Below are 21,697 nucleotides of genomic sequence, written 5' to 3' on the forward strand. Positions count from 1 at the left end.
GGCTTGTTATTGATGGTAGCGTCGCGTGCAAACCCCTTGCGGGGCGGTGGTGCATCCTGCTCCTGGTCTCGGGCAGAGGTTGCAGGATGCCAGGTGGGTGAAGCTGGACGAGACGCGCAGGTCACATTCACCTTCCCGGGATGGGCATCTGCAAAAACGACTGGCGCTTGCAGAGCGCGCAATGCCTTTACAGGTGACCATCACCCTTCGGACGCCCCCCCAATTGCACTTGAGAACAAATTGTCCGCTGCGCAGCTTAACGAGTGGAACGCGACAGCTGCTTGCGATGCTGCGACATATTCGGTCAACGGCACGCAACTGGCGGACGGTGCCCTGAACAACACTAGCAGGCGACGGAGAAAAACCAGGGTTTTTCCCCGGTTTCACGGTACTTGCGTACCAGAAGTGACGCTGCAGGTGATGACTGTTCACGACCTGTTCTCTGACAGACAAGCCAGCAGAAATTCCCTCGGGCTGGCAGAATTGTTTCTTTTTGCCCTGTCCGGCCGCTGCCGGCCCCGCCCCAGGAATGCCCCCATGCTCATGACCACTGCCCACCTGATCGCCAACCCTTGCGACGACGAAGAAGACAACATGGCCATGCTCTGCTGCCACAGCAGCCAGGGCGAGATGTTCCTGATGAGCCGCTACCCGGACGAGGACGAGCTGGAAATCACCCTCGACGGCGAGCCCTCGACCCTCGATGGCGTCAAGGTCACCCTGAGCCCGACCACCCTGCTGATCGAAATCGCCGCGGCCGACGCCGACGCCCTGAACGGTTCCGACCACCTGGAAATCCGCCACAGCACCGCCGCCTCGGACCTGGCCGAAGTGGAACTGACCCTGCAGAACATCCTCAAGGGCACCGGCACCTACATCAGCCAACTGCCCTGACCCGCCGTCGAACCTGCGGCGCCCTCCAGATCCCCGCGTCTCCTACGGAGCCGTTCGCAGCCTGCGGCAGCGGCTACAACAGCCCTGGCAACGCCTGTAGCCGCTGCCGAGCCTGTGGCGAGGCTGCGAAAAGGTCCGCAGGACCTTGCCTGACGGCCTCCCGCCAAACCTCGGCGGCCCTCCAGATCCCCGCGTCTCCTGCGTCGGTATGCCGCCCAAACCGTTCGCAGCCTGCGGCAGCGGCTACAGGAACCGCCCGCAGGAATCGGTGGGTGGCGGTGTTTTTTTTTCGACTAATTGGCTAAATCAGGTTTTCCCCGTTAGTCGTCGACCCCCGCTATGGATTAAAGTATCGCCCCCAGCCCCGACGTTAGTTCAACGCCCGGGGCGCACCCTCTCCAGGAACAGTCACCGATGGAACATCGTGAAGCGCTATTGGCGCTGCGAACCTTTCTTTCAACGCAGATTCTCGGCCAGGAAAAACTCATCGAGCGCTTGCTCATCGCCCTGCTCGCCGACGGCCACATGCTGGTCGAAGGCGCTCCAGGACTGGCCAAGACCAAGGCCATCAAAGAGTTGGCCGAAGGCATTGAAGCGCAATTCCATCGGATTCAGTTCACCCCCGACCTGCTGCCCGCCGACATCACCGGCACCGAGATCTATCGCCCGGAAACCGGCAGCTTCGTGTTCCAGCAAGGCCCGATCTTCCACAACCTGGTGCTGGCCGACGAAATCAACCGTGCCCCGGCCAAGGTCCAGTCGGCGCTGCTGGAGGCCATGGCCGAGCGTCAGGTCAGCGTCGGGCGCAGCACCTATGAACTGTCGCCCCTGTTCCTGGTGATGGCGACCCAGAACCCCATCGAGCAGGAAGGCACCTATCCCCTGCCCGAAGCCCAGCTCGATCGTTTCCTGATGCATGTCAAGATCGGCTTCCCGGACGCCGCCGTGGAACGCCGCATTCTCCAGCAGGCCCGCGGCGAAGCCTTGAATGGCGAAACCAAGCCCGAGCGTCGGGTCAGCCAGCAGGCGATCTTCGCCGCGCGCAAGGAAATCCTCGGCCTGTACATGGCCGACGCGGTGGAGGAATACCTGGTGCAACTGGTGATGGCCACACGCACCCCGGCCAAGTTCGACCCGGAAATGGCCGAGTGGATCGCCTACGGTGCCAGCCCCCGCGGCTCCATTGCCCTGGACCGCTGCGCCCGGGCCCACGCCTGGCTCGCCGGGCGCGATTTCGTCAGCCCGGAAGACATCCAGGCGGTGCTGTTCGACGTGCTGCGCCACCGCATCATTCTGTCCTTCGAGGCTGAAGCGGCAGGCATCGACCAGGACCGTGTGGTACAGCGCATCCTCGACGTCGTTGCCGTCGCCTGATCTCCATGACTCAAGCCATCGCCGAACCCGGCATTCGCATCACCCTCGGCGAGCTGATCGAGATGCGCCACCGCGTGCGCGAGGTGCAGCTGTTCTCCACCCCCAGCCAGCGCAGCCCGCTGATCGGCTTGCATCACTCCAAGCTGCGTGGACGCGGTGTGGACTTCGATCAGGTGCGGGTCTATCAGGCCGGCGACGACGTGCGCACCATCGACTGGCGGGTCACCGCCCGTACCCAGGAACCTCACACCAAGCTGTTCCACGAGGAGCGCGAGCGGCCGATCTTCATCATGGTCGAGCAAAGCCGCCAGCTGTTCTTCGGCTCCGGGCTGATGTTCAAGTCGGTGCTCGCCGCCCAGGCCGCGAGCCTGATCGGCTGGGCCGCCCTGGGTCATAACGACCGGGTCGGCGGCCTGGTCTACGGCGACGACGAGCACTACGAAATCAAACCGCGACGCAGCAAGCAAAGCCTGTTGCAATTGCTCAACCGCCTGGTGCGGGTCAACCAGTCGCTGCACAGCGAAGCCCAGCCCCAGCGTGATGCCCTGGGCACCGCGCTGCTGCGCGGCCGTGAAGTGCTGCGCCCCGGCAGCCTGGTGATCGTGATCTGCGACGAGCGCGCCTTGAGCGACGCCGCCGAGCAACAGCTGAGCCTGCTGTCGCGGCACTGCGACCTGCTGCTGATGCCGCTGTCCGACCCCCTGGACCATGCCCTGCCCGCCGCCGGGCTGTTGCGCTTTGCCGAGCGCGGCGCGCAGTTGGAGCTGGACACCCTGAACTACGAACTGCGCCAGGCCTACCGGGCCCAGAGTGAAGCGCGCATCGCCCGCTGGGAACGCCTGGCGCAAAAACTGCGGGTGCTGCTGATGCCCCTGAGCACCCAGAGCGAAATGGTCGAGCAGTTGCGCGAGTACCTCAATCCGCAGCGCCCGGGAGCCGGCCGATGAGCAGCCTGGAACAACTGCAACCGCTGCTGCCGCCGCCCGCAATCGGCCTGTGGCCGCCAGCGCCAGGCTGGTGGCTGCTGGCGTTGCTACTGTCGGTGCTCGGCTTCGCGGCCTGGCGTTGGCGTCATCTGTGGCCACGCAAAGCTGCGCGCGCGCGCAGCGAACAGCCCCTGGACCCGGTGCGCCTGGCCGCCCTGGCGGAACTGGCGCTGCTGCCCAAGCCCTATGACGGCGCCCCGGCCGGCGCCTGGCTGCAGGCCCTCAACGCCCTGCTCAAGCGTCTGTGCCGCAACCACTATCCCTACAGCCAGAGCCACACCCTCAATGGCCGCAAGTGGCTGGCGTTTCTCGACAACCGCTGTCCGGCCGCCGGTCTGACCCGCTGGATGGTGCTGGTGGAAGGCGCCTACAAACCCGAGTGCAAGCTCGACGACAAAGCCATCGCCGGCCTGACCCAGGCGGTGGACACCTGGATTCGCAAGCATGTTTGAGTTCGCCTGGCCGTGGATCTTCGCCCTGCTGCCGCTGCCCTGGCTGCTGCGCCTGGTGCTGCCGGTGGCCGACAGCGGCGAGCCGGCGCTGAAAGTGAGTTTCCTCAGTGACCTGGAAGGCCTGTCCAAGCGCCGGGCCCGGGCCCACCTGCCGGCCTGGCGCCAGCAGGCCCGCTTCATCCTGCTCTGGGTCCTGCTGCTGTTGGCCGCGGCACGCCCGCAATGGCTGGGGGAACCGCTGCCGGTGGCCGCCAGCGGCCGCGATCTGCTGGTGGCGGTGGACGTCTCCGGTTCCATGGACTTTCCCGACATGCAATGGCAGGACGAAGACGTCAGCCGCCTGAGCCTGGTCAAGCACCTGCTGGGGGACTTTCTCGAACACCGCGAGGGCGATCGGGTCGGCCTGATCCTGTTCGGCAGCAAGGCCTATCTGCAGGCGCCCCTGACCTTCGACCGGCGCACGGTGCGGATCTGGCTGGATGAAGCGAAGATCGGCATCGCCGGCAAGAACACCGCCATTGGCGACGCTATCGGCCTGGCCCTCAAACGTCTGCGCCAGCGCCCGGCGCAGAGCCGGGTGCTGATCCTGGTCACCGACGGCGCCAATAACGGCGGCGAAATCCCGCCCATTACCGCTGCACGCCTGGCCGCCGAGGAAGGGGTGAAAATCTATCCCATCGGCATCGGTGCCGACCCGGACCAGGGCGCGACCCTCGGCCTGCTGGGGCTCAACCCGAGCCTGGACCTGGACGAGCCGGCCCTCAAGGAACTGGCCGAAGTCACCGGCGGGCGCTACTTCCGTGCCCGTGACGGTCAGGAGCTGCAAGCCATCAAGGACACCCTCGACCAACTGGAGCCGGTGGCCCAGCAGCCGACCCAGGCCCGCCCGGCCCAGGCCCTGTACCACTGGCCCCTGGCCACGGCGCTGCTGCTCAGCGTGCTGCTGGTGCTGCGCGAGCGCTGGCCGCACAACCCGCTGCAGCGCTTCTTCAGCGAGTCGAACTTCCTGCTGCCGGCCCATGACTGGCGCCAGCGGCTCAAGCGCCTGCGCTTGCGGAGGCGTCGATGATCAGTCTCTGGCCCCACTGGTTCCGACCCGGATGGTTGCTGGTGCTGCCACTGCTGGCGCTGCTGCTGTGGAAGCTCTGGCACCGGCAGAAGCGCGCCGGACGCTGGCAGATGATCCTGCCACCGGCCTTTCACGCCGCCCTGCTCAGCGGCGGCAACGGCCGCGAAAGCAAACTGCCCTGGGTGGCCCTGGGCCTGGCCTGGCTGCTGGCGGTGCTGGCCCTGCTGGGCCCGAGCTGGCAGCGGGTGGAACAGACCAGCCAGAAACCCGCCGACCCGCTGGTGGTGCTGCTGGAGCTGACCCCGCAAATGCTCGCCAGCGACGTGCCGCCCAACCGCCTGGAACAGGCCCGGCACAAACTGCTGGACCTGCTGCAATTGCGCAGCGACGCCCAGACCGCGATCGTCGTCTACGCCGGCAGCGCCCACACCCTGGTGCCGCTGTCCGATGATCTGGCCACCAGCCGCAACCTGCTGGACGCCCTCAAGCCATCGATCATGCCCCAGGCCGGGCAGCGCGCCGACCTGGCCCTGCTCAAGGCCCTCAAGCTGCTGGACCAGGGCGCCCTGGGCCAGGGCCGGGTGTTGCTGATGGCCTCCTCCCTCAGCGAACAGGAACGCCAGGGCATCCGCCAGGCGCTTGACGGCGGAACACCGCAATTGCTGATGCTCGGCCTCGGCAGCCGCAACGGTGCCCCGGTGGCCCTGGAAGACGGCAGCTACCTCAAGGACGACCTGGGGGCGATCCTGGTATCACGCCTGGACAGCCCGGACCTCAAGCAGTTCATTGGCGAAGTGGGCGGCCGCTACCGTCAGGCGCGCCTGGACGACAGCGACCTCAAGGGCCTGGGTCTGACGGGTGGGCCGCAAGGCGTGCGCAGCGACGGCCAGACCCTGCGTCTGGACACCTGGGCCGACCAGGGCTATTGGCTGTTGCTGCCGCTGTTGCTGCTGGCGGCCTGCGCCGGACGCCGGGGCTGGCTGTTCTGCCTGCCGCTGCTGCTACTGGCCGCGCCGCAACCCAGCTACGCCTTCGACTTCAACGACCTGTGGCTGCGCCCCGACCAGCAAGGCCAGCGCCTGCTGCAACAGCAGCGCCCGGCCGAGGCTGCACGACACTTCCAGGACCCGCAATGGCAAGGCGTGGCCTTGTACGAGGCCGGCAACTACAATGCCGCCGCCGAGCGCTTTGCCGAAGGCAACGACGCCCGCGCCCACTACAATCGCGGCAATGCCCTGGCGCGCAGTGGTGAGCTGGAAGCCGCCATCGACGCCTACGAACAGGCCCTGGAACAACAGCCCGAGCTGCAGCCGGCGCTACACAACAAGGCCCTGGTGGAAAGCCTGTTGCAACAGCAGCAAGCCACCCCGCCAACACCGCCGCAGCAGCCGGAAAACCCCGACAGCGACGACAGCAACACCCCCGGACCCAGCGCGACGGCCACCCAGCCGGCCACCGCCAGCGAACCCCCGGACAACCCCGGGCAGCCTGCGGCCAACGAGGGCCAGGCCACAGCGCCCGACCCGCAGCGCAACGGCTACAGTGAGGTGCCCGGCAGTGAGCTGGACGACCAGCACACCACCACGCCCCTGCGTCCGGCCCAGGACAGCCTGGACGCCGAACACCAGCAGGCACTGGAGCAATGGCTGCGCAAGATCCCGGACGACCCGGGAGAACTGCTGAGGCGTAAATTCTGGTACGAACAGCAACAACATCAGGATCAGGGAAAACTTCGATGACCCGCTGCACCGCCCTTCTGCTCGCCCTCGCGCTCTGGACCTCGGCGTCCCAGGCTGCCGGGCTGCTCGCCAGCCTGGACCGCAACCAGGTGAACTCCGGCGAGACTGTCGAGCTGACCCTGGAGTCCACCGACGTCACCCAGTTCGGCAAGCCCGACCTGACGTCCCTGGACAGCCAGTTCGAAGTGCGCGGTACGCGCCAGGTCAACCAGCTCAACAGCCTTGGCGACAGCCACGCCAGCACCCGCTGGATCGTCACCTTGCTGCCGCGCCACACCGGCACCCTGGAAATCGTCCCGCTGCAACTGGGCAACCTGCAGAGCCAGGCCCTGACCCTGCAAGTCAACGCCAGCCCGGTGCAGGATCAGGACAGCCGCCTGGAACCGGTGTTCATCCACGCCGAACTCGATCAGCCCAAGGTCTATGTCCAGGCCCAGGCCCTGCTGACCCTGCACATCTACCATTCCGTGCCGCTGTTCGACGACAGCAGCCTGAGCCCGTTGCAACTGAGCGATGCCCGGATCGAGCAACTGGGAGAGCCGCGCACCTACGAAAAACTCATCAATGGCGTGCGCCATGGCGTGATCGAGATGCGCTACGCCGTCTATCCCCAGCGCAGCGGCGAACTGCTGATCCCGGCACTGACCTTCACCGCCACCCCGGCCAACCCGAGCACCGGTCAGGAGCCGGCGTCCCAGGCCCCCAAGCCCGGCAAGCTGATCCACGTCAGCTCCGCCGAACTGAGCCTGCAAGTGCTGGCCAAGCCTGCCGCCTACCCCGCCGATATCCCCTGGCTGCCGGCGCGCAGCCTGAGCCTGAGTGAAAGCTGGAGCCCGGAACCCGATCACCCGCAGGTCGGCGATTCCCTGACTCGCAGCCTGACCCTGAGTGCCGAGGGCTTGTCCAGCGCCCAACTGCCCCCACTGCCCCAGGCCGAGATCAATGGCCTGCGCAGCTACCCGGACCAGCCGCAACTGAGCAACCAGCACATCGAGCACGGCCTGCTGGGGATTCGCGAAGAGCGCCAGGCCCTGGTGCCGACCCGCACCGGCGACCTCGAACTGCCGGCCCTGGAGATCACTTGGTGGAACACCCTGGAAGATCGCCTGGAACAGACCAGCCTGCCGGCGCGAACCCTGCAAGTGGCGAACAACCCCAGCCTGGTGGTGGACACCCCGGCGGGCAACGCGCCGATCAGCGTCGACGGCGGCAACCTGTGGCTGTGGCAACTGAGCACCCTGCTGCTGGCCTGCACCACCCTGCTGGGCTTTGGCCTGTGGTGGCGTGCGCGATCGCAACCGGCGGTGCTGCGGGCGGCCCAGACCGGCCCCAGCCCACGCTCGCTGCTGGACGACCTCAAGCGCGCCTGCCAGGCCAACGACCCCCAGGCCACCCGACAAGCCCTGGACGCCTGGGCACGCCAGCAACCGGAAACCCTGGCCGACATGGCCGCGCGTTTCATCCCCCTGTCCGATGCCCTGGATGGCCTCAACGGCGCCCTCTACAGCGAGACCGGCCAATATTGGCAAGGTGAGGAACTCTGGCGAGCGATCCGCGCCATCCCCATCAACGAGCGAGTGCAAACCCCAGTGGCGGACACCACCAGCCTGCCACCGCTGTACCCCAAATAACAGCAGCCGTGCAGCCCCCTGCGGCGTAGGAGCCGGCTTGCCGGCGACGAGGCCGGTAAGTCATGCAGCGCCTGGGCGGGCCCTTTCGCTGGCAAGCCCGCTCCTACAGCCACCTCCCTGGAGCCAAGCCGCTGGGCCAATCGCGCCTGCATTTGCCGCAGCGTCGGGCATAAACACGCGTTTGCCAGTAAACTCTCGACCCTTTCGCCGCGGTCATCTTCTGTGCGGCCAGCCTTTTTCATGCGGAGTTTGCCTTGCGTCTGTTTCACACCTCCGACTGGCACCTGGGCCAGAACCTCCACGGCCAGGAGCGCGACTTCGAACATGCCTGCTTTCTGGAGTGGCTGTTGCGCCAGCTCAAGCACGAGCAACCGGACGTGCTGCTGATCGCCGGCGATATCTTCGATACCGTCAACCCGCCGGTCAAAGCCCAGGAACGCCTCTACGACTTCATCGTCAGCGCCCACGAACAGCAGCCGGCCCTGACCATCGTGATGATCGCCGGCAACCACGATTCCGGTTCGCGTATCGAACTGCCCGCCCCCTTGATGCGCCGCCTGCGCACCCACGCCCTGGGCCGGGTGCTGTGGCTGGATGACGGCCAGCTGGACGCCGAGCGCCTGCTGCTGCCCCTGCCCGACGCCAGCGGCGCAATTGTCGGCTGGTGCCTGGCCCTGCCCTTCCTGCGTCCGGCGGAAGTCACCGGCCCGCAGCTGGGAGACGACTACCTCAAGGGCATCGCCCAGGTCCATGAATGGCTGATCGCCGCGGCCAATGCCAAGCGCCAGCCGGGCCAGGCCCTGATCGCCGTGAGCCATGCGCACATGGCCGGTGGCTCGGTGTCCGAAGATTCCGAGCGCAGCCTGATCATCGGCAATGCCGAGGCGCTGCCCGCCAGCCTGTTCGGCGCGGACGTCAGCTACGTGGCCCTGGGGCACCTGCACAAGCCGCAGAAGGTCAATGGCGAGGAGCGCATCCGCTACAGCGGCTCGCCGATTCCCCTATCGTTTTCCGAAATCGACTACCCGCACCAGATCCTCGATGTGCGCCTGGACGGCCAGACCCTGGTCAGCGTCGAACCGCGGCTGATTCCCCGGGCGGTCAACCTGCAACGCCTGGGCCCGGCGCCCCTGGGGGAGATCCTGACCCAGCTCGGCGAGCTGCCGGACATCGACCTGTTGGCCGAAGAACAGCGCCAGCCCTGGCTGGAAGTGCGGGTGCGCCTGGACGAACCGCAACCGGACCTGCGCCAGCAAGTGGAAAGCGCCCTGCAAGGCAAGGCCGTGCGTCTGGTACGGATTGCCGCCGAATACGCCGGTAACGGCGGCCGCGACGCTGAAGACAGCGGCGCCGAGCTGATAGAACTGGATCAACTGAGCCCCGAAGAACTGTTCCGCCGGGCCTGGCGCGACGCCTACGCCAATGAAGTGGACGACGCCACCCTCAAGGATTTCGCCCTGCTGTTGCAGGACGTTCAGCAAGAAGGTGAACAGCCATGAAGATCCTGGCCATCCGCCTGAAGAACCTGGCCTCCCTGGCCGGTCCGTTCGAGATCGATTTCACCGCCGAGCCCCTGGCCAGCGCCGGCCTGTTCGCCATTACCGGGCCCACCGGTGCCGGCAAAAGCACCCTGCTGGACGCCCTGTGCCTGGCGTTGTTCGGCGCGGTGCCGCGGCTGAACAAGATCGCCAAGGAAAACAAGGTTCCCGAGGTCGACAGCGATATCTCCACCGGCGACCCACGCACCCTACTGCGCCGTGGCACCGGCAGCGGGTTCGCCGAAGTGGACTTTGTCGGCATCGACCGGCGCCGCTACCGCGCCCGCTGGGAAGCCAACCGCGCCCGCGACAAGGCCAACGGCAAGCTGCAAGCCAGCCGGCAGAGCCTCACCGACCTGGACAGCAATCAATTGCTGGCCAGTAGCAAGCGCGACTACGAACAGCTGATCGAATCCAAGCTGGGCCTCAACTTCGAGCAATTCACCCGCGCCGTGATGCTGGCCCAGAGCGAGTTCAGCGCCTTTCTCAAGGCCGACGACAAGGAACGCAGCGAGCTGCTGGAAAAGCTCACCAACACCGCGATCTACAGCCAGCTGGGGCGCCGGGCCTACAGCAAGAGCAAGGAAGCCGACGAGGCCCACAAGGCGCTCCAGGCCCAGGCCAGCGGCATCGTCCCCCTGGACCCCGAGGCCCGGGCCGAACTGGACCAGCAGTTCAACGACGCCCAGCAACAGCTCAAGACCCAGCAGGCCCAGCTCAAGCAGCTGGAAGCCCAGCACAGCTGGCTCAAGGAATTGCGCCAATGGCAGGAGGCGCAGCAGGACGCCGCCGAGCAGTTGCAACAGGCCGAGCAGGAGGCTCAGACCCTGACTCCGCAGCGCCTGCGCCTGCAACGGCTGGAGCAACTGGCGCCGCAGCGTCACCAATTCCTGCGCCAGATCGAGCTGCGCCAAGCCCTGGAGCCCCTGCGCCAACAGATCGAGCAGCAGGCCGCGCAACAGGTTGAGCTGCAACAACGTCACCAACAGCTGCAACAGCACGTGCTCGACGCCGATAGCGCCCTGACCCAGGCCCAGAGCCAGCACAGCGACAGCGTCCCGCTGCTGCGCGAAGCCTTTGCCGAACAGGGCAACCTGAGCCGTCTTGGCCAGAGCCTGAGCGACGCCGGCGAAACCCGTGACCGCGCGCAAAGCGTCAGTGCCCAAGGCCAGCAAAGCATTGCCCAACTGCTGGAGAAGCAGCGTCTGGTGGGTGAGCGCCTGGAGCGGATCGCCGGGCAGTTGGCGCACAGCGCCGCCCTCGCCCCCTTGAGCGAAGCCTGGACGCTCTACCGCGAACGCCTGCAGCAACTGATGCTGATCGGCAACCGTCTGAATCAGGGCCAGAGCGAACTGCCAGCCCTGGAACAGCGGGCCGGCACCGCGGCTCAGCAACTGGCCGAACAACGTACCCACCTTGAATTGCTCTACAGCGAAGCCGGTGCCGAACCCCAGGCCGTAGCCGAGCAGATCCAATTGCTGGACGGCCTGCTCAAGGACAACCGCAAGCAACAACGGGCCACCGAAGAGCTGGCACGGCTCTGGGCCCAGCAACAGGAACTGGACCAGCGCGGCCGGGCCCTGCAAGACAAGCAGCAAGCCGTGGCCGCCCAGCGTGAAGCACTGAACCAGGCCGGCCTGCAAGCCAAGGCCGAACTGAGCGTCGCCGAGCAGACCCTGAGCGTCACCCAGGCCCTGCTGGAGCGCCAGCGCCTGGCCCGCAGTGCCAGTGTCGAGGAACTGCGCGAGCAGTTGCAGGACGATCAGCCCTGCCCGGTGTGCGGCAGCGTCGAGCACCCCTATCACCAGCCCGAAGCCCTGCTGCACAGCCTGGGGCGCCATGACGAGAGCGAAGAAGCCAACGCCCGTCAGGCGGTGGACAGGCTCAAGGAACAGCTCAACGAACTGCGGGCCCAGGTCCAGGGCCTGATCGCCCAGCAGAAAGAATTCCTCCAGCAACAGGAACAACTGGCCAGCCAGCAACAGGCACTGGCCCCCAGCCTGCAAGCCCACCCGCAGAGTGCCAGCCTGCTGGACCAGGACCCGGCGCGACGCGATGCCTGGCTACGCCAGCAACTGGAACAGTTGCAACAGAGCATCACCCAGGATGAGAGCCGCCTGGATGCCTTGCTGACCCTGCAAAAGGACGCCACGCGGCTCCAGCAGCAGTTGCAGCAAGCACAAGACGCCAGCCAGCAGGCGGCCCAGCACCTGCACAAGCAGCAGGAGCAATTGGCCGCCGACCAGCAGCGTCTGGAGGAAGAACTGGCCAGCTTCAACAACCTGCTGCCGGCCGAGGTGCTCGAAGGCCTGCGCCGTGATCCGGCCAGCACCTTCATGCAACTGGACCAGCAGGTCCTGCAGCGCATCGAACAGCTGCGCGAGCGCCAGGACGAAACCGAAGAACAACAGCAGCGCCAACTGCTGCTGGACAAGGAACAGGACCGCCAACTGACCCGCCAGCAGCAACTGAGCGACGCTCAGCAGCAGCTCGACGCCCTGAGCCAACAGCAGCAGGCCTGCCAGGACCGGCTGGCCGCCCTGCTGGGGTCGCACCCTAGCGCCGAGCTCTGGCAGCAGCAGCTCGATCAAGCCGTGGAACAGGCCCGCAGCGCCCAGGCCAAGGCCCAGCACGAGCAGCACGAGCTGCAGCAGCAACTGATCCAACTGAGCGCCGAACTCAAGGCCCGGCAAGAGCGCCTGCAAGCCCTGGACAGCGAACAGCAGCAACTGGCCGGCAGCATCGAGCAATGGCGCGCCCAGCACCCGGAACTGGATGACGCCGGGCTGCAACAATTGCTGGAACTGGATGAGGACCAGATCCAGCAACTGCGCCAGCGCCTGCAGGCCAACGACAAGGCCATCGAACAAGCCAAGGTCCTGCTCCAGGAGCGTCAGCAACGCCTGCAACAGCACCAGGCCCAGCACAACGGCAACCTGGAGGCCGGGCAACTGGCCCAGGCCCTTGAAGAGCTGCAGCAACAAGCCCTCGCCAGCGAGCAACACGTAGCGGAACTGCGCGCCCGGCAAAGCGAGGACCAGCGCCGCCAGGAAGCCAACCAGGCCCTGAGCCAGCGCATCAACGAGGCCTACCACCAATGGCAGCGCTGGGCCCGCCTGAATGCCCTGATCGGCTCGGCCACCGGCGACACCTTCCGCAAGATCGCCCAGGCCTACAACCTCGACCTGCTGGTGCACCACGCCAACGCCCAGTTGCGCCAGCTGGTGCGGCGCTACCGCCTCAAGCGCGGCGGCAGCATGCTCGGCCTGCTGGTGCTGGACACCGAGATGGGCGACGAACTGCGCTCGGTGCACTCGCTGTCCGGCGGCGAAACCTTCCTGGTGTCCCTGGCCCTGGCCCTGGGTCTGGCGTCCATGGCCTCCAGCACCCTGAAGATCGAATCGCTGTTTATCGACGAAGGTTTTGGCAGCCTCGACCCCGAGTCCCTGCAACTGGCCATGGACGCCCTCGACGGCCTGCAGGCCCAGGGACGCAAAGTGGCGGTGATTTCCCACGTCCAGGAAATGCACGAACGGATTCCGGTGCAGATCCAGGTCAGCCGCCAGGGCAACGGCCTGAGCACCCTGGAGGTGAAATGAGCACGCGGCCGATGCCCGAGGCGACCCTCTACTCGTTCCGCCGCTGCCCCTATGCCATGCGTGCGCGCCTGGCGCTGCGCTATGCCCAGGTGCCGGTGCGGATCGTCGAGGTCAGCCTCAAGGCCAAGCCACCCGAGATGCTCGCGCTGTCGCCCAAGGGCACGGTGCCGGTGCTGGATCTGCATGGGCGGGTGATCGATGAGAGCCTGGAGATCATGCACTGGGCGCTGGAGCAGCATGATCCGGACAACTGGCGGCTCATCGGCGCCCCCGAGGCCCAGACACAGATGGCGGCCTTGATTGCCGAGAATGATCAGGTGTTCAAGGTGCACCTCAATCGCTACAAGTACGCCGAGCGTTATCCCGAAGCGCCCATGGAGCATTACCGGGCCCAGGGCGAGGTGTTTCTGGCGCAGTTGGAGCGCCTGCTGCAGGAGCGACGCTATCTGCTGGCGGCACATCCGAGCTTGGCGGACATGGCCCTGCTGCCGTTTGTTCGCCAGTTTGCTCATGTGGACCGGGAGTGGTTTGCGCAGACGCCTTATCGTGCGTTGCAGGAGTGGTTGCAGGGGTTTCTTGAATCGGAGTTGTTTGTGGGGGTCATGGCCAAGACTTTGGCGTGAGTTTTTTGTTGTGGGGTTGGGTACATATCCGGGGCTGCGGGTGCGGCGGCTTATGGTTCCGCTTTTACAGCGGGGTTGGGTACATATCCATTCCTGCGGGTGCGGCCGCTGGCGGTTTCGCTCTTACAGCGGGTTTGGGTACATATCCGTTTCTGCGGGTGCGGCCGCTGGCGGTTTCGCTCTTACAGCGGGTTTGGGTACATATCCGTTCTTGCGGGTGCGGCCACTTAGGGTTTCGCCCTTACGGCGAGTCACTTTGGAAAGAGCCCAAAGTAACCAAAAGCTCTTGCCCCTCCACTCGGTGCCTCGCCTAGGCTCGGCATGCCCTCACTCCGGCATTGATCCGTGGGCCGCCGCCACCGGCCATCCATGGCCGGGTGGCGGCTAACCCGGCATCCCTGCCGGGTTACCCACGGCTCAATGCCTGCGCTCGGCCATCGTGGTTAACGGGGCGTTCAGATCAAAATCAAAATCAAAAGCAAGATCAAAATCTGACGGCGGCCTGCCGGCCGGCCTGTTTCATCACCGTTCGCGTTACATGTAGCCGCTGCCGAAGGCTGCGACCGGCTCCGCAGGAGACGCTAAACCTGCCTCCCCAATGTTCCTGAACCACCGCGTCGCCTGGTTTTGCGAGCGCGAGCGCTCGTTCGCAGCCTTCGGCAGCGGCTACAAGGAGCCGGCCTGCGCACCTTGGCTTTGGCTTTGGCTTTGGCTTTGGCTTTTGATCTTGATCTTCAGGCCCCTTCCCAGCCGGCCGAGCGTAGGCGTTGCGTAGGGGGCAGCTCGGCATGGATGCCGAGCTAGCCGCCACCCGGCCATGGATGGCCGGTTGGCGGCGGGCCCCCGGAGCAATGCCGGAGAGAGGGAACCCCGAGCCCCAGCGAGGGGCCCATGGAGGGGCAAGCGTTTTTTGGTTCCTTTTTTTGGCGTTTGAAAAAAAGGGACTCGCCGTAAGGGCGAAACCATAAGCAGCCGTTACCGCAGCAACGGATATGTACCCAGTGGCACAGTCCCCTAAAGCCGAACCCGCCAGCCGCCACACCCGCAGCAACCGCTATCCCCCCCCTATCCAAATCCCCCTACATGCTAATGTTCCCCCACTGCCCTGAAGCTGCGAGCCCCCATGTCTTTCGTGATCCGAACCCACCCCCGCCTGACCTTCGGCGTGCTGATCGGCTGCGCCGTCGGCATCCTCGCCCCCGCGCAAACCCTGACCAGCAAGCTCCTCATCGGCTGGAACGCCGCGGTCTGGACCTACCTGGCGCTGATGTTCTGGCTGACCGTGCGGGCACGGGCCGAGGACGTGAAACGCATCGCCGAAACCGAGGACGAAAACGCCGGGCTGGTGCTGTTGATCGTCTGCGTCGCCGCCATCGCCAGTCTGGTAACCATTACCCTGGAGCTGGTGGGCAGCAAGGACCTGGATACCCCTCAGCGTCTGCTGCATTACGGCTTCACCGGGCTCACGGTGATCGGTTCCTGGTTGCTGGTGGGGGTGATCTTCAGCGTGCATTACGCCCGCCTTTACTACACCTGGAATGGCAAGGAACCGGCCCTGCGCTTTGCCGAGGAACTGACCACGCCGAACTATTGGGACTTCCTCTACTTCTCCTTCACCATCGGCGTGGCGGTGCAAACTTCGGACGTCGGCGTGGCCACCCGCGAGCTGCGCAAGATCGTCCTCGCCCAGTCCTTGATCGGTTTTCTGTTCAACACTGCGATCCTCGGTTTTTCCATCAATATTGCCGCCGGGCTGTTCAGCTGAACCGGTACAAGACGGCTTGAGCCCAGTCCTGGCAGCTTCGCGGGATCGTCAGTAAGAATCGCGACGGCTTCGTCCGGGGTGCCATATAGCAAGTGTCAGGCTGGGTAACCCTAGTTGATCTAATTCGAACGACCGCCAACACCAAGCAACTAAATTCAGTTGTGCTGATCGACCTTCCGAACAAATCGCCCCAACACTTCAAGATCAATTTAAGAATCATCTTAAAGACCCGCCCTCTTACTAAAAATAAAATAGCCGCCTTTTACAGCCCTGGATTTAGCCAACTAACTTCTTAACGTTAGTCCCTCGCCTTCAACTAACCCCCCTTTTTTTCCCGAACCTGAAGTTTGCCGACCTCGCCATGTCCAAATGACGAAAGCACTTGCAATAGAGCGCCCGCGCACCCAATCCATGGGCCCAACAGCAAACAGCCACCCCCAAAGCAGCCTGTAACTTCCACAGACTGTTGTGTTTTCTGCTTCGCCAAAAGGTTACAACGTTGAAATACCCATCCGTAATAACAGCTATTACCCTGCTATACAGCGTCGTTTATTCAGTACAGTCCCATGCGATCACTGCAATCGACAGCATTGATTTAGGTTCTTTGAGTAATGAGTACTCTATGGCCTTCGGCGTCTCTGCCGACGGTCGTCTAATCGCGGTAAACAAAACATTACCCACAGGCCAAGATCGCGCATTCAAATACAGCGATGCGACTGGCATGGTCGATCTGGGGACCCTGGGTGGAAACCATGCCTATGCCCATGCGATATCCGCCGATGGCAGTGTGGTCGTGGGAAAATCGGACACCCCTGACTCGACTCACGCCTTCAAGTACTCCGATGCGACCGGCATGATCGATCTGGGCACATTGGGCGGCGAATCATCCAGCGCCAACGGCGTATCCGCTGATGGCGCCGTGGTCGTTGGATACGCCTCGAATCTCCTGGGGAGTGCTCGTGCCTTCAAGCACACGGAGACGACCGGCATGATCGATCTGGGGACCTTGAAGGCAGACAACAGTGGCGACTCCCTTGCAACTGCGGTGTCCGGCGACGGTAGCGTCGTCGTGGGGCAGTCGGACATCGATACGGATTCGAACGTACAACACGCGTTCAAGTACACCGATGCCAACGGCATGACCGACCTGGGCACCCTCGGCGGAACATCTTCCCAGGCTCTGGGAATATCCGCCGACGGCCAGGTGGTCGTGGGCAGTTCGGAAACTATCACCGGCGGTACTCAAGCGTTTAAACACACTGACGCCAACGGCATGGTCGAGCTCGGCTCCTGGGGGGGCGACTCCAGCGCTAGCGCGGCATCCGCCGACGGCCGCGTTATCGTCGGTTTTGCCACTACCGCAGAGGGCGATAACCACGCCTTCAGACACACCGATGCCGACGGCATGATCGATCTGGGCACGTTAGGCGGCCAACATTCGGCAGCGACTGCCGTGTCCGCCGACGGCAATATTGCCGTCGGCCTGAGCCTCACGGCGAGTGGTGACCTACACGCCGCACTGTGGAAGATCACGGAAACCGGCACTCACCTGCTTGATCTGGACAACACCCGGACCGCGATGGCCAAAAGCGCCAATCAGGCATGGGGAGTCCTGGACCTGCGCAGTGCGCAACTGGATCGGTTGATGAGCCAGGAGTGCCAGATCGACAGCGGCTCGTTCTGTATAGGTGTTGGTCCCAGCTACAGCAGAAACCGCGAGACTCGCCAGACCTCCACGAGTCTGACCCTGGGCGCCCGTCCTAGCGACCATCTGCGCGTAGGCATCACCCTGGACCAGAACCTCGATCAACAGTTGCCGGACAACTACACCAAGGCAGGGTCCAACGCACCCGCAGTGGCAATGTTCGTTGCCGTGGACGAATCGGGCCAGGGCCTGGGTTGGCAGGGGCGTCTGGCTGCGGCCTACCTGTCGTCCAAGGTCGATATCCGCCGTGAGCAACTGGCTTATACCGAAGCCGGTCAAGGGCGCTCGAGCCTGCGTGGCAGGGCCTTCAGCATCGAGGGTGGCTATGGCCTGCGGCTCAAAAGCCTGACCGTGACGCCTTACATCGGCCTCAGCCAGACTCAAGTCAGCCGCCAGGGCTATAGCGAGCACAGCGGCGCCGTCATGGCGGCCAGCTACGCAAAAATGCAGCGCTCGGTGACCAGCCTGAACGCCGGCGTACGGACGGCCAAACGCCTGACAAAACAGCTGGAGCTCAATGCCAGCCTGGGCCTGATCCAGGACCTGGACAAAGACCAGGATGCCTTTCAAGCGCGCATGGACTACCTGGGCCGCTATACCTACCAGGCCGATAAACAGCACGACACCCGTTTTGCCGCGGGCACCGGGGCAAGCTATGCCTTGAACCAGAACAGCGCCGTGCATGCCGGTGTGTTCTGGACACAGGAGCCGGGCGGCAACGACACGACCGGTATTCGAACCGCCTTTACCTATCAGTTCTGATAACGGCTCCTGCCCTGTCTCGCGGTATTCCACATCAGCCCGGTCGAGGCTGCACCGTACTTCCAGACCCCAGCCCTGGCGCACCGCCAGGGCTGTTGCTGATCGCTACCTGGACGAGCCTGTAGGCGTGAAGTGCGCCCGGGCAGTCGTCACAGTGCAAAAGCCGGTCGCTACAGAGCGTTTCCCGGGCCATCGGGGCCACGTAAGGTGGCCAGTACGGCGCAACAAGACGCCGCTCTGAACAACAAGCCACCTGCCGGAAGAGATCCTCTGATGAAAACACCGTTCAAGCGTTGTTTCCTGCTCCTCTGCGCCACTGCACTGCTCAATTCCCCCACCTGGGCCGCCGAGCCCGCGTCCTGCAAGACCGTGCGCATGGGGGTGGTCAACTGGACGGATGTGATCGCCACCAGCGCCGTGGCCGATGTCCTGCTCACCGGGCTGGGCTACGACAGCAAGCAGACCAGCGCGGTGCAGCAGATCATCTTCGCCGGCATCCGCGACCAGCGCCTGGACATCTTCCTCGGCTACTGGAAGCCCGCCATGGACCAGAACATCGCGCCCTTCCTCGAGGCCGGGCAGGTCAAGGTCATGGCCCAGCCCAGCCTCGTGGATGCCCAGGCAACCCTGGCAGTGCCGGACTACGTGGCCCAGGCGGGCCTGAAAACCTTCGCCGACATCGCCCGTTTCAAGGAGCAGCTGGGGGGCAAGATCTACGGCATCGAGCCAGGCAGCGGCGCCAACACCACGATCAAGACCATGATCGACACCGACCACTTCGGCCTCAAGGGCTTCAAGCTGATCGAATCCGGCGAGGCCGGGATGCTGGCGGCGGTGCAGCGGGCGATCAATCGCAAGGAGTTCGTGGTGTTCGTCGGCTGGACCCCGCACCCGATGAACATCAACATGGCCATCACCTACCTCACCGGCAGCGAAGACGTGTACGGCCCCAACGAGGGGGCGGCCACGGTGTCCACGGTCACCGCGCCGGACTACGCCGAGCGTTGCCCCAACGTGCATCGGCTGCTGCAGAACCTGACCTTCAGCGCCGCCCAGGAAAGCCAACTGATGGTACCGATCATGCAACGCAAGGCGCCCCAGGAAGTGGCCCGCCAGTGGCTGCGCGAGCACCCAGAAGACCTGCAGCGCTGGCTGACGGGGGTCACCACCTTCGACGGCCGCGAGGGTGTGGCTGCGGTCAAAGCGAACCTGTAACCGCCCGGCGCAGGAGTCGGCTTGCCGGCGAAGGCGGTCTCAGGGCCCTTCGCCGACAAACGCAACGCCCTGCGGCGGCTCTTTCGGTCAGGCGCTGCGATGATGACGATTGCCCGGGCTCGTTCGCCGGCAACCCGGCACCTACCCTCCAGGACTGTCCATGAGCCATTACCCGCTTTCTGCCGAGCTGGCGGCCTTCGTCCAGCGCACCCTGAGCTACACCAGCGCCGACAGCAGCCTCAAGGGCCTGCGCGACAGCTATGAGCGCATGTGCCGGGATTTCACTCCGGCCCATCCGCCCGGCCTCGCCGTGCATCAAGGACAACTGGCCCAGGTGCCGCTGCGTTTCTATCACCCCGACCGCGCCGCCCCGGAGTGTGGCTGGCCCTGGCTGCTGTACCTGCACGGTGGCGGCTGGGTGCTGGGCAGCCTGGATTCCCACGATTTCATCACCGCCCATCTGGCCCACGAGTTGCAGGCGCTGGTGATCGCGGTGGACTACCGGCTGGCCCCGGAACACCCGTTCCCGGCCGCCTTCGACGATTGCCTGGCGGTATGGCGGGCTCTGGAGCAGGGGCTGGGCCCTGTGCCTCTGGATCACCGCCGTCGGCTGGTGATGGGCGACAGCGCCGGGGGCAATCTGGCCGCCGCCCTGTGCCTGGCCCTGCGGGATGCCGCTGAACCCTTGCCCAACGCCCAGGTGCTGGTCTATCCCGGGCTCGGCGGTGCCGCCAACCTGCCCTCGCGCAGCCAGTGCGCCGATGCCCCGCTGCTCAGCAGCAGTGACCTGGACTGTTTCCAGGCGCTGTACCTGCCGGAGCCCGAACCCACCTCGCCCTATGCCCGGCCGCTGCAGGCAGAGAACTTCAGTCACCTGCCGCCGGCCTTTATCGCGCAGGCACAGTTCGACCCCTTGCGCGACGACGGCCAGTGCTATCACCAGCGCCTGCTGCAGGCCGGCGTCGCCAGCCAGCTGTACCCGGGCCTGGGCCTGGTGCATGGCTGCCTGCGGGCCAGAGGGCTGGCGGCGGAAGTCGATGGGCTGTACGACGCCCTGCTGCGGGCCCTGCGCGAGTTTCTTGAGCCAACCCGAGCCCTACCGTTGGTCAGCCAACTTGAGCCCTGATAGCGATTTATCGACGTTGCGCCCTTGACGGCAGAATGGGTTTTGCGGTTTCCTGAAACCGGTTTCAGCACCGTACCCGGAAGCACTGCAAACCGATAATTCCAAGAATAAGGTCGTTGCCCGTGAATCAGTTTTCCGCCGCCCAGCGCAGCCGCGTCACCATGCTCGATGTCGCCCGCCACGCCGGGGTTTCCAAGGCCAGTGTGTCGCGCTTTATCGGCGAAGACCGCGCCCTGCTCTCCGATGCCATTGCCTTGCGCATCGAGCAGGCCATCAGCGCGCTGGGTTACCGCCCGAACCAGATGGCCCGCGGCCTGAAACGCGGGCGCACCCGCCTGATCGGCATGCTGGTGGCCGATATCCGCAACCCCTATTCGATTGCCGTGATGCATGGCGTGGAAACCGCCTGCCGCCAGCACGGCTATAGCCTGGTGGTGTGCAACACCGACCGTGACGACCAGCAGGAAGCCCAGCACCTGGCCAACCTGCGGGCCTACAACATCGAAGGCCTGATCGTGAACACCCTGGGTCATCACCTGGAGCAGTTGCAGGAGTTGCAGCAGGAAATGCCCATGGTCCTGGTGGACCGCAAGCTTGAATCACTGCACGCCGATCTGGTGGGCCTGGACAACCCGGCGGCAGTGCACAGCGCCATCGAACACCTGGAGCAACAGGGTTACCGTGACCTGCTGCTGGTCAGCGAACCCCATGACGGCACCAGCTCACGACTCGAACGCAGTGCCGCCTTCCAGGACGAAGTCGCCCGGCGCCCGGCCTTGCGTGGCCAGTCACTGGAGACCGGCGCGGCCCTGGCGCGCCACCTGAAAGACTTTATCGACGCTCCCGGTCCTGGCCCCAAAGCGCTGTTCTGCGCCAACGGCGTGGCGGCCCTGGCGACGACCCGGGTCCTGCGTGAACTGGATTGCCCCTTGTTCGAAGGCATCGGCCTGATCGCCCTCGACGACCTGGACTGGTACCCCCTGGTGGGCAGCGGCATCACGGCCCTGGCCCAGCCCACCGAAGCCATAGGCACCGCCGCTTTCCAATGCCTGCTCAAGCGCCTGCGAGGCGATGCCGGCCCGGCGCGAGTACTGGACTTTACGGCGCAACTGATGGTTCGTGGCTCCACCCGAAAACCCCCTGTGTAATCCCGAGCCCCTTGCATCGCAGCGTGTCCCGGGTTTTCTCGAATAAAAATGAAACCGGTTTCAGAGGTCTG

The 21,697-nt window shown here is 65.0% G+C and carries 15 protein-coding genes; all 15 read left to right on the forward strand.

All coding sequences use genetic code 11. The annotated features are described in order from the left end of the window. The first annotated feature begins 537 nt into the window (after nucleotides 1–537). The 15 genes from DWF74_RS02265 (at nucleotide 538) to DWF74_RS02350 (ending at nucleotide 21,626) form a co-directional block, all read left to right on the forward strand. Nucleotides 538–894 carry a hypothetical protein gene (locus DWF74_RS02265; RefSeq protein ID WP_102863321.1) on the forward strand — a complete coding sequence of 119 codons (357 nt, stop codon included), beginning with the start codon at nucleotides 538–540 and terminating at the stop codon, nucleotides 892–894. A gap of 414 nt (nucleotides 895–1,308) precedes the next feature. Next, nucleotides 1,309–2,268: an AAA family ATPase gene (locus DWF74_RS02275; RefSeq protein ID WP_003218556.1), complete on the forward strand. Its 960-nt coding sequence runs from the start codon at nucleotides 1,309–1,311 to the stop codon at nucleotides 2,266–2,268. 5 nt (nucleotides 2,269–2,273) lie between these two features. After that, complete coding sequence (locus DWF74_RS02280) at nucleotides 2,274–3,215, forward strand: DUF58 domain-containing protein (RefSeq protein WP_102863320.1); 942 nt, start codon at nucleotides 2,274–2,276, stop codon at nucleotides 3,213–3,215. Next, complete coding sequence (locus DWF74_RS02285; protein ID WP_115580206.1) at nucleotides 3,212–3,706, forward strand: DUF4381 domain-containing protein; 495 nt, start codon at nucleotides 3,212–3,214, stop codon at nucleotides 3,704–3,706. Before DWF74_RS02280 ends, DWF74_RS02285 begins: the two co-directional genes overlap by 4 nt. Further along, nucleotides 3,699–4,775, forward strand: coding sequence for a vWA domain-containing protein (locus DWF74_RS02290; protein ID WP_115580207.1), 1,077 nt, complete (start codon nucleotides 3,699–3,701; stop codon nucleotides 4,773–4,775). The genes DWF74_RS02285 and DWF74_RS02290 overlap by 8 nt, the downstream gene beginning before the upstream one ends. Further along, the gene (locus tag DWF74_RS02295; RefSeq protein ID WP_115580208.1) at nucleotides 4,772–6,514 is read left to right on the forward strand and encodes a VWA domain-containing protein; all 1,743 of its coding nucleotides are present in this window, start codon (nucleotides 4,772–4,774) and stop codon (nucleotides 6,512–6,514) included. The genes DWF74_RS02290 and DWF74_RS02295 overlap by 4 nt, the downstream gene beginning before the upstream one ends. Next, nucleotides 6,511–8,145 carry a BatD family protein gene (locus tag DWF74_RS02300; RefSeq protein ID WP_115580209.1) on the forward strand — a complete coding sequence of 545 codons (1,635 nt, stop codon included), beginning with the start codon at nucleotides 6,511–6,513 and terminating at the stop codon, nucleotides 8,143–8,145. The genes DWF74_RS02295 and DWF74_RS02300 overlap by 4 nt, the downstream gene beginning before the upstream one ends. Nucleotides 8,146–8,399: 254 nt before the next feature. Beyond that, nucleotides 8,400–9,644, forward strand: a complete 1,245-nt coding sequence (locus DWF74_RS02305; protein ID WP_115580210.1) for an exonuclease SbcCD subunit D C-terminal domain-containing protein — start codon at nucleotides 8,400–8,402, stop codon at nucleotides 9,642–9,644. Next, complete coding sequence (locus DWF74_RS02310) at nucleotides 9,641–13,282, forward strand: AAA family ATPase (RefSeq protein WP_115580211.1); 3,642 nt, start codon at nucleotides 9,641–9,643, stop codon at nucleotides 13,280–13,282. Before DWF74_RS02305 ends, DWF74_RS02310 begins: the two co-directional genes overlap by 4 nt. 11 nt (nucleotides 13,283–13,293) lie before the next feature. Next, nucleotides 13,294–13,905 (forward strand): glutathione S-transferase, encoded by a 612-nt coding sequence (locus DWF74_RS02315; RefSeq protein ID WP_205413496.1) that lies wholly within the window; start codon nucleotides 13,294–13,296, stop codon nucleotides 13,903–13,905. 1,123 nt (nucleotides 13,906–15,028) lie between these two features. Beyond that, a complete protein-coding gene (locus DWF74_RS02330; RefSeq protein ID WP_115580214.1) occupies nucleotides 15,029–15,670 on the forward strand; it encodes a DUF1345 domain-containing protein in 642 nt (213 codons plus the stop codon). Between the two features lie 499 nt (nucleotides 15,671–16,169). Further along, on the forward strand, nucleotides 16,170–18,137 hold the full coding sequence (locus tag DWF74_RS02335) for an autotransporter domain-containing protein (RefSeq protein ID WP_240322013.1): 1,968 nt from the start codon (nucleotides 16,170–16,172) through the stop codon (nucleotides 18,135–18,137). 273 nt (nucleotides 18,138–18,410) lie between these two features. Next, entirely contained in the window at nucleotides 18,411–19,352 is a 942-nt protein-coding gene (locus tag DWF74_RS02340; RefSeq protein WP_115580216.1) for a choline ABC transporter substrate-binding protein, read from the forward strand. Between the two features lie 160 nt (nucleotides 19,353–19,512). Next, nucleotides 19,513–20,478: an alpha/beta hydrolase gene (locus tag DWF74_RS02345; RefSeq protein WP_115580217.1), complete on the forward strand. Its 966-nt coding sequence runs from the start codon at nucleotides 19,513–19,515 to the stop codon at nucleotides 20,476–20,478. A gap of 122 nt (nucleotides 20,479–20,600) precedes the next feature. Further along, a complete protein-coding gene (locus DWF74_RS02350; protein WP_115582406.1) occupies nucleotides 20,601–21,626 on the forward strand; it encodes a LacI family DNA-binding transcriptional regulator in 1,026 nt (341 codons plus the stop codon). Nucleotides 21,627–21,697 lie beyond the last annotated feature (71 nt).

It is taken from the genome of Pseudomonas protegens (assembly GCF_003363755.1).
Classification (GTDB): Bacteria; Pseudomonadota; Gammaproteobacteria; order Pseudomonadales; family Pseudomonadaceae; genus Aquipseudomonas; species Aquipseudomonas danubii.